Here is an 878-nt window from a genome sequence, read left to right as displayed (position 1 = left end):
GCTACGACGCCGGCGCCGACGGTACGACCGCCTTCACGGATAGCGAAGCGCAGACCGTCTTCCATTGCGATGGTCTTGATCAGGGTAACAGTCATCTGAATGTTGTCACCTGGCATTACCATTTCAACGCCTTCCGGCAGTTCGCAGTTACCGGTCACGTCAGTGGTACGGAAGTAGAACTGAGGACGGTAGCCTTTGAAGAACGGAGTGTGACGGCCGCCTTCTTCCTTCGACAGGACGTAGACTTCTGCGGTGAACTTGGTGTGCGGCTTGACCGAACCTGGCTTGACCAGAACCTGGCCACGCTCAACGTCGTCACGCTTGGTACCACGCAGCAGAACGCCGCAGTTCTCGCCAGCACGACCTTCGTCCAGCAGCTTGCGGAACATCTCAACACCGGTGCAGGTGGTGGTGGTGGTGTCACGCAGACCAACGATTTCCAGCGGATCCTGAACGCGGACGATACCACGCTCGATACGGCCAGTAACAACGGTACCACGACCCGAGATCGAGAATACGTCTTCGATTGGCATCAGGAACGGCTTGTCGATAGCGCGCTCTGGCTCTGGGATGTAGCTGTCCAGAGTTTCAACCAGCTTCTTGACGGCAGTGGTGCCCATCTCGTTGTCGTCTTTGCCTTCCAGCGCCATACGAGCCGAACCGATGATGATCGGGGTGTCGTCGCCTGGGAAGTCATAGGTGGACAGCAGGTCGCGAACTTCCATCTCGACCAGTTCCAGCAGCTCAGCGTCGTCTACCAGGTCAGCCTTGTTCAGGAAGACCACGATGTACGGAACGCCAACCTGACGGGACAGCAGGATGTGCTCACGGGTTTGTGGCATCGGACCATCGGCGGCCGAGCAAACCAGGATCGCGCC

At 58.3% G+C, this 878-nt stretch carries 1 protein-coding gene; it reads right to left on the bottom strand.

Features of this window, described 5'->3' with window-relative positions:
- Positions 1-878 (bottom strand): elongation factor Tu (locus SB756_RS27990; RefSeq protein ID WP_410912733.1); only part of this gene is annotated, 878 nt, incomplete at both ends.

Origin of the sequence: Pseudomonas sp. SIMBA_068 (assembly GCF_046534705.1) — a bacterium.
GTDB classification, from domain to species: domain Bacteria; phylum Pseudomonadota; class Gammaproteobacteria; order Pseudomonadales; family Pseudomonadaceae; genus Aquipseudomonas; species Aquipseudomonas putida.
The sequence above is the reverse complement of the archived record's forward strand: the minus strand, read 5'-3'. Positions and strand labels throughout refer to the sequence as shown.